This is a genomic window from Actinomadura sp. CNU-125, assembly GCF_001942465.1.
GTDB lineage: Bacteria > Actinomycetota > Actinomycetes > Streptosporangiales > Streptosporangiaceae > Spirillospora.
The window spans coordinates 1-7,112 of the sequence record NZ_MKJY01000276.1; the positions used below are offsets into that span (position 1 = coordinate 1).

Genomic DNA, 7,112 nt, shown 5'->3' on the forward strand with positions numbered 1-7,112 from the left:
CTCGTGCTGCGGGCACGTCCTGGAACACTTGAGTCTTTCCGCCCGGTGCTGGACGTGCCCGGGCTGCCGCACCCGCCACGACCGGGACGTCAACGCGGCCGGTCACGCCGCAGCCGGGCGTCTGTCCCCCGGCGATGTCTGTGGAGCCGACGTAAGACGGCCGGGGAACCCCCGCCGCCGACGGCACAGAAGCAGAAACACCTACGGCGCGAGCCGTAAGTTGGCTCGGCCGAACGGAAAGAGGAGATCGTGACGACACCCCGAACCGTGCTCGCGGTCGCTGCCGCGGCCGTCCTGCTCGCCGGCTGCGGCTCCGGCGAGACGCCGAACGCGAGCGGAGCGGAATCCCCCGGGACGCCCACGTCCCCCGCCCCGAGCCCGGCCCCGACTCGGTCCCCGTCTCCACCGCCGAAGCCCCTTCCGAATGCCGACGACGGAACGGACCTGGACGCCTGTGCGGACGGTGAGTGCGAGGTCCGGGTGTCCACCGGCGACCGGATCCCGGTCGACAACGGCTCCGGGGTGGAGCAGGCCGAGGTCGCCGTCGCGGCGGACTCGGTCACGTTCGAGGTGACCCTTTCCGGCGGGAGCATCACCACGCACGCTTCTCCGGGCTACCCCAGCATGGCGGCCAACGGCCTGGTGTTCGAGGTGCGCGGGATCAAGGGCGACGAGGCCGTCGTCGTGCTGACCGGCGCCTGATCGGACGCCGGAGCCCGCCGACCCGGGACGGGACGGCGGGCTCTGGACGGCCGGGGTTACTTGCGGCGGCCTCGGCGGGGCTTGTCCTTGGGGTCGGCGGACGGCTTGGCGTCCTTCGCCTTCGCCGGGGCGGGGGCCTTCGGCGCGTCCTTGCCAGCGGGCTTCTTCGCGGCGCCCTGGTTCTTGACGGCCTCGATGGCGGCCTTCGCGGCGGCCGGGTCGAGGTACTCGCCGCCGCGCTTGAGGGGGGCGAAGTCGTCGTCGAGTTCGTAGACGAGGGGGATGCCGGTCGGGATGTTGAGGCCGACGATGTCGTCGTCGGAGACGTCGTCGAGGTGCTTGACGAGGGCGCGCAGCGAGTTGCCGTGCGCCGCGACGAGGACGGTGCGTCCGGCGGCGAGGTCGGGGACGATCGAGTCGTACCAGTACGGCAGCATGCGGTCGATCACGTCGGCGAGGCACTCGCTGCGCGGGATCAGCTCGGACGGCAGCTCGGCGTAGCGGAGGTCGTTGACCTGCGAGAGGGGGTCGTTGTCCTTGATCGGCGGCGGCGGGGTGTCGTAGGAGCGGCGCCAGGTCATGAACTTCTCTTCGCCGTACTGCTCGCGCGTCTGGGCCTTGTTCTTGCCCTGGAGGGCGCCGTAGTGGCGTTCGTTGAGGCGCCAGGAGCGGCGGACCGGGATCCACAGCAGGTCGGCGACGTCGAGCGCGATGTTGGCGGTGCGGATGGCTCGCTTGAGCAGGGACGTGTGCACGACGTCCGGGGTGATGTCGGCGTCGAGGAGGAGGTCGCCGCCGCGGGTGGCCTCGCTCTCGCCCTTCGCCGACAGGTCCACGTCCACCCAGCCGGTGAAGAGCCCTTCGGCGTTCCAGACGCTTTCACCGTGCCGCAGCAATACCAAGGTCGCCATGGTGCAGAGCTTATCCGCCGGGCGGCTAGTGGACGTCCGCCGGGGCGGAGCCCCTCCCGACGTTGATCTGCGGCGTGTTGCCCTTATGGACGCCCGAGTTCGGGCAACACGCCGCAGATCAACGAAACCAGGGGCGGCTTGGTGGCGGGTTAGGAGCGATTGGCCGGGTCCGCGAAGGATGCGAAGGCTTGCAGGTTGGCGAGGCTCTCGCCGCGCTTGACGCGCCAGTCCCATTCGCGCTGGATCGACGACTTGAAGCCGCGTTCGAGGGCCTTGTCGAAGTTCTCGTCCGAGTAGGTGAGGACGCAGCCGAGGAGGCGGTCGATCTCGTCGGGGCTGATGGACGCGAGGGGCTGCTTGCCGACGAGGTGGACGTCGCCGACGTCGTCGAGGGCGAAGCCCACGCCGTACATGCGGCCGTTCTTCTCCAGGAGGAACCGGTAGAAATCGGCGTGGTTCTCGTCGGGACGGCGGCAGAAGAACGCCTCGACGTGCAGGCTGTGGTCGCCGACGATCAGCCAGGTCATCGTGGCGAGCTTGTGTTTGCCCGGCAGCTTGACGAAGAAGGCGTTCGCGCGGGGTTCGTCGAACTCCAGCTCGGCGGCTTCGAGCGTCTGCCGGATGGTGTCGACGTGGTTCATGCGGTCACCTTGGCCGGGGCGAGGGCGGGCGGACGGGACATGGCACCGGTATACACGTCGAGGAGGGCGTCGACGGTGGCGTCCCACCCGAAGGCGCGGGCGTGTCGGACGGCGCCGCGGGCGAGGCGCGCGCGGAGCGGGGGGTCGGCGAGGCGGCGCAGGACGGTCGCGTAGTCGGCGGGATCGTGCCCGGAGATCAGCACCCCGGACTCGCCGTCGGCGACGGCGGTGCAGAGTCCGCCGACGCGGGACGCGACGACGGGCGTGCCGCACGCCTGGGATTCGACTGCGACGAGGCCGAAGGATTCGGAGTGCGACGGGACGACCGTGACGTCGGCCGCGCGGTACCAGTCGGCGAGTTCGGCCTGGGGCGCCGGGGGTTCGAAGCGGACGACGTCGGAGATGCCGAGTTCGGCGGCGAGGGACTGCAGGCCCTCGGGGCGGCAGCGGGCGGACCCGGACGGGCCGCCGACGACGGCGACGACGAGGCGGGACCGCAGCGACGGGTCGTCGGCGAGCATCCGGGCGGCGGCGCGCAGCAGGACGTCGGGGCTTTGAGCGGCTGGATGCGGCCGACGAAGAGCAGGACGTAGGCGTCGCGGGGCAGGCCGAGGCGGCGGCGGGCGTGGCCGCCGCGGAGCGGGAACGGTTCGGGGCGGAAGAGGTCGAGGTCGGCGCCGGGGCGGACGGTCGCGACGCGTCCGGGGTCGGCGCCGTAGAGGTCGATGAGTTCGCCCGCTTCCTTGCCGGTGTTGGCGACGAGCTGGTCGGCGGACGCCACGACCTGCTCCTCGCCGTCGACGCGGGTGTCCGGTTCGGGCTTGTCGCCGTCGGCGAGGGCGAGGTTCTTGACCTTGGCCATCGTGTGCATGGAGTGGACGAGCGGGACGCCCCAGCGCATCTTGGCGGCGTGGCCGGCCTGCCCGGACAGCCAGTAGTGGGTGTGCAGGAGGTCGTAGTGCCCGGGGTCGTGGGCGGCCTCGACGCGCAGGATGCCGGAGGTGAAGCCGCACAGGTGGCGGGCGAGGTCGGTCTTGTCGAGTTCCTCGAACGGCCCGGCGACGACGTGCCGGACGAGGACGCCCGGGGCGAGTTCGGCGACGGGCGGGAGGGCGCGGGACGTCGCGCGGGTGAAGATGTCGACTTCGACGCCGCGTTCGGCGAGCCGTTTGGCGGTCTCGACGATATAGACGTTCATGCCGCCGGCGTCACCGGTCCCCGGTTGATCAAGAGGGGACGTATGAAGACTTACCGTCGCAACCCGGTTGATACGACGCGGCACCGGACACCACCTCCGGTAGTGCAACCTATCCACCGCGCCCGGTGTTCCCTGAAGATGGTCTCCAATTACGACATTTCCCGACAGTGAGCGACCTCACCGCGGGCCGCAGCCGGTCGCCTGGGAGGCTGGGCGCATGCGCAAAACCGCGGTAGTGACCGGAGCAAGCAGCGGGATCGGGGCCGCCACGGCCAGGCGGCTGGCGGCGGAGGGGTTCAACGTCGTCCTGGCGGCGCGGCGCCGGGACCGGCTGGACGAGCTGGCGAAGGAGATCGCGGGCGAGGTGCCCGGCGCCGCCAAGATCGTCCCGGTGACGCTGGACGTGACGTCGCAGGAGTCGGTGGACGCGCTGGTGGCGGCGGTCGGCGGCTGCCAGGTGCTCGTCAACAACGCGGGCGGCGCGGTCGGCTTGGACTCCGTGGCGGACGCCGACCTGGACGACTGGCGCACGATGTACGAGACGAACGTGCTGGGCCTCGTCCGGGTCACCAAGGCGCTGCTGCCGAAGCTGGTCGAGAGCGGCGCGGGGCACGTCGTGAACATCACGTCGCTGGCCGGGCACGTCGCGTACGAGGGCGGCGCGGGCTACAACGCGGCCAAGTTCGGCGCGTACGCGGTGAACGAGGTCATGCGGCTGGAGCTGGTCGCGGAGCCGGTGCGGATCACCGAGGTGGCGCCGGGGCTGGTGAAGACCGAGGAGTTCTCGCTGGTCCGGTTCAAGGGCGACGAGGCGAAGGCCGAGAAGCCGTACGAGGGGGTGCCGGAGCCGCTGGTGGCCGAGGACGTCGCCGACTGCGTCGCGTGGGCGGTGACGCGTCCCCCGCACGTGAACATCGACCGGATCGACGTGCAGCCGCGCGTCCAGGCGGCCCCGCACAAGCTGCACCGCGAGGGTTAGGGCGCGACGGCCGTCCAGGGCAGGGTGACCTCGCCGAGGCGCCAGCGGCGGCGGCCCCCGTAGGGCGGCGCGGTCAGGACGGGGTGCGTCCGCGCGAGCAGCCGGACGGCTTCGATCCAGCGGGCGCGGGGGCCGAACGCCGAGTGCGGCGCGGCGGTCGCCCAGGCCCGGTCGAACGCGGTGAGCAGCGCGTGGACGGGTTCGCCCGGGACGTTCCGGTGGATCAGCGTCTTCGGGAGCCGTTCGGCGAGGGACGACGGGCGGTCGAGGGACGGCAGGTGCGCGGCGAACGTGACGGTGCGGGGCCCGGCGCGGTCGAGGGCGACCCACACGGCGCGGCGTCCGGTCTCCGAGCAGGTGCCCTCGACGAGGACGCCGCGGGGCGCGAGGCGTTCGCGCAGGTCGTCCCAGGCGCGCCAGGCGGCGGGTTCGTCGTACTGGCGCAGGACGTTGAGGGCGCGGACGAGGACGGGCGGGCGCGGCACGGGCAGTTCGAAGCCGCCGCGGCGGAACGTCAGGCCGTCGTGCGGGCCGGTGGCGGCGAGGAAGTCGAGCCCGGCGGCGACGCGGTCGGGTTCGATCTCGATGCCGACGACGTCCAGCCGGGGGGCGACGGCGCGGAGGCGGGTGTAGAGCTCGAAGGTGGTGACGGGGGACGCGCCGTAGCCGAGGTCGACCGCGAGCGGGCGGGCGGCGGAGCGGAGGGCGGCGGTCTGGGTGGCGGCGATCCAGCGGTCGACGCGGCGGAGCCGGTTGGGCGCGGTGGTGCCGCGGGTCACCTCTCCCTGCGGCTTCTGCGGTCGGGCCATCGGGCCATCGTCTCGCGACCACCCTGCCGAATGAGATTCGGTAAGTCTTGGGTTACGGTGATGCCGGGTACCCCCATCGACCTTCCCGGAGGACCGCCGATGCCCCAGCTCGACCTCGCCACCCTCCACGAGGCCGTCGCCGCCGCGATCCCCGACCGCGAGTGCCTCGTGTGGCGCGACCGCCGGATGACCTGGCGCGAGGTCACCGACCGGACGCGGCGGCTCGCGAACGTCCTGCGCGCGCACGGGCTCGGCCGCCGGGACGGGACGCACGAGCCGTGGGAGTCGCCGCACGACCATCTCGCGCTCTACCTGCACAACGGCCCCGAGTACCTGGAGGGCCTGGTCGGGGCGCACAAGGCCCGGGTGGCGCCGTTCAACGTCAACTACCGGTACGTGGACGACGAGCTGGCGCAGCTGTTCGGCGACGCGCGCCCGCGCGCGATCCTCTACCACGCGTGCTTCGCGGGGCAGGTCGAGCGGGCGGTGAAGCGGCTGGCCGAGCCGCCGCTGCTGCTGCAGGTCGAGGACGGGTCGGGCGCGCCGCTCGCGCCGGGCGCGCTCGGCTACGAGGAGGCGCTCGCCGCCGCGTCCGCCGAGCCGCCCGCGGGCGTCCGGCCGGACGCCGGCGACCTGCAGATCCTCTACACGGGCGGCACGACGGGCATGCCGAAGGGCGTGCTGTGGCGGATCGGCGACCTGATGCACGGCCCCCTCGGGATGCGCCGCCGGGACGGTTCGCGGCTCACCGACCTCGACGAGGCGGTGGCGCGGGCCGTCCGGGGCGAGCACCGGGTGCTGGTGGCGCCGCCGATGATGCACGGCGGCGGGACGTGGTCGGCGCTCGGCGGCTGGTGCGGCGGCGCGTGCGTGATCTTCCCGCACCGGGTGGACGGACTGGACGCCGGCGATCTGCTGGACGTCGCCGAGCGGGAGCGCGCGACCCGGATGCCGCTCGTCGGGGACGCGTTCGCGCGCCCGATCGTCGACGCGCTGGAGCGCCGCCCGCGCGACCTGTCGTCCCTGCGCACGCTGCTGAACTCGGCGGCCGGGATCAGCCCGGGCGCAAGCGGCGGCTGCTGGAACTGCTGCCGGGCACGCACCTGGTGGACGTCCTCGGTTCGTCTGAGAGCGGCTTCTCGGTGACCGCGCACGGCGCGGACGCGCCGAAGTTCGCGCTGCAGCCGGGCGCGGCCGTGCTGAGCGAGGACCGGACGCGCCGCCTGGCGCCCGGCGAGGACGAGCTGGGCTGGCTCGCGAAGGGCGGCGACTCGATCCCGCTCGGCTACCTGAACGCGCCGGAGAAGACGACCGCGACGTTCCTGACCGTGGACGGCGACCGGCTGGTCGTGCCGGGCGACCGGGCGCGGCTGCTCGCGGACGGGACGGTCGAGGTGCACGGGCGGGACGCGACGACGATCAACACCGGCGGCGAGAAGGTGTTCGCCGAGGAGGTGGAGACGGTGCTGCGCGGCCTGCCGGGCGTCGAGGACGCGCTGGTGCTGGGCCGTCCGAGCGAGCGGTGGGGCAGCGAGATCGTCGCGGTGGTCGGCCCGGCGGACGCCCCCGACGACGCGGCGCTGCGGGACGGCTGCGCGGCGCACCTCGCCCGCTACAAGATCCCGAAGGCGTTCGTGCGTACCGGACGGACGCTGCGGCTGCCAAACGGGAAGGCCGACTACGCGACGGCCCGGGAGTTGTCGGAGACCTCCATCGACCGCCCGGACGCGACCGGGAAATAGTGGCGGAATGCCCGATGTGAAGGCGCTGCTCGCCGACCTGACCGCAGAGAACGACTCGCTGGACGCGCTCGTCGCGTCCCTGCCCGCCGACCGGTGGGCCGATCCGACGCCCGCCGCGGGCTGGACGATC

Annotated in this window: 8 protein-coding genes and 2 pseudogenes; 5 read left to right on the top strand and 5 right to left on the bottom strand. The window is 73.0% G+C overall.

Translation table 11 applies throughout. The features are described 5' to 3' along the window. Window positions 1-253: zinc ribbon domain-containing protein (locus BJF79_RS28230; RefSeq protein ID WP_143220230.1), on the top strand; the 253-nt coding region annotated here is incomplete at its 5' end. Further along, window positions 250-702: a hypothetical protein gene (locus BJF79_RS28235; RefSeq protein ID WP_143220231.1), complete on the top strand. Its 453-nt coding sequence runs from the start codon at window positions 250-252 to the stop codon at window positions 700-702. The genes BJF79_RS28230 and BJF79_RS28235, both read left to right, overlap by 4 nt. Window positions 703-758: 56 nt before the next feature. Here the strand turns inward: BJF79_RS28235 and BJF79_RS28240 are convergent, their stop codons facing one another. The 4 genes and pseudogenes from BJF79_RS28240 to BJF79_RS67375 form a co-directional block, all read right to left on the bottom strand. Continuing rightward, window positions 759-1,613 carry a phosphoglyceromutase gene (locus BJF79_RS28240; protein WP_075901899.1) on the bottom strand — a complete coding sequence of 285 codons (855 nt, stop codon included), beginning with the start codon at window positions 1,611-1,613 and terminating at the stop codon, window positions 759-761. Window positions 1,614-1,762: 149 nt separating this feature from the next. Then, a complete protein-coding gene (locus BJF79_RS28245) occupies window positions 1,763-2,254 on the bottom strand; it encodes a YbjN domain-containing protein (RefSeq protein ID WP_075901901.1) in 492 nt (163 codons plus the stop codon). Beyond that, window positions 2,251-2,823: pseudogene (locus tag BJF79_RS67370) on the bottom strand (glycosyltransferase); the annotation flags it as partial. The gene BJF79_RS28245 and the pseudogene BJF79_RS67370, both read right to left, overlap by 4 nt. A 155-nt stretch (window positions 2,824-2,978) precedes the next feature. Beyond that, window positions 2,979-3,452: pseudogene (locus tag BJF79_RS67375) on the bottom strand (glycosyltransferase); the annotation flags it as partial. Between the two features lie 217 nt (window positions 3,453-3,669). Between BJF79_RS67375 and BJF79_RS28255 the strand changes: the two are divergent. Beyond that, on the top strand, window positions 3,670-4,431 hold the full coding sequence (locus BJF79_RS28255; RefSeq protein ID WP_075901903.1) for an SDR family NAD(P)-dependent oxidoreductase: 762 nt from the start codon (window positions 3,670-3,672) through the stop codon (window positions 4,429-4,431). Here the strand turns inward: BJF79_RS28255 and BJF79_RS28260 are convergent. Next, complete coding sequence (locus BJF79_RS28260) at window positions 4,428-5,240, bottom strand: class I SAM-dependent methyltransferase (RefSeq protein ID WP_187357070.1); 813 nt, start codon at window positions 5,238-5,240, stop codon at window positions 4,428-4,430. The two genes, BJF79_RS28255 and BJF79_RS28260, sit on opposite strands and share 4 nt — an antisense overlap. 99 nt (window positions 5,241-5,339) lie before the next feature. On the opposite strand from BJF79_RS28260, the gene BJF79_RS28265 reads away from it, so the two are divergent. Next, window positions 5,340-6,386, top strand: coding sequence for an AMP-binding protein (locus tag BJF79_RS28265; protein WP_410050150.1), 1,047 nt, complete (start codon window positions 5,340-5,342; stop codon window positions 6,384-6,386). Continuing rightward, a complete protein-coding gene (locus tag BJF79_RS67380) occupies window positions 6,383-6,982 on the top strand; it encodes an AMP-binding enzyme (protein WP_410050151.1) in 600 nt (199 codons plus the stop codon). Before BJF79_RS28265 ends, BJF79_RS67380 begins: the two co-directional genes overlap by 4 nt. Window positions 6,983-7,112 lie beyond the last annotated feature (130 nt).

Excerpts from the sequence above, each read along its gene's own strand:
- BJF79_RS28240 (WP_075901899.1), bottom strand. The coding sequence starts at position 1,613 with ATGGCGACCTTGGTATTGCTGCGGCACGGTGAAAGCGTCTGGAACGCC.
- BJF79_RS28245 (WP_075901901.1), bottom strand. The coding sequence starts at position 2,254 with ATGAACCACGTCGACACCATCCGGCAGACGCTCGAAGCCGCCGAGCTG.
- BJF79_RS28255 (WP_075901903.1), top strand. The coding sequence starts at position 3,670 with ATGCGCAAAACCGCGGTAGTGACCGGAGCAAGCAGCGGGATCGGGGCC.
- BJF79_RS28260 (WP_187357070.1), bottom strand. The coding sequence starts at position 5,240 with ATGGCCCGACCGCAGAAGCCGCAGGGAGAGGTGACCCGCGGCACCACC.
- BJF79_RS28265 (WP_410050150.1), top strand. The coding sequence starts at position 5,340 with ATGCCCCAGCTCGACCTCGCCACCCTCCACGAGGCCGTCGCCGCCGCG.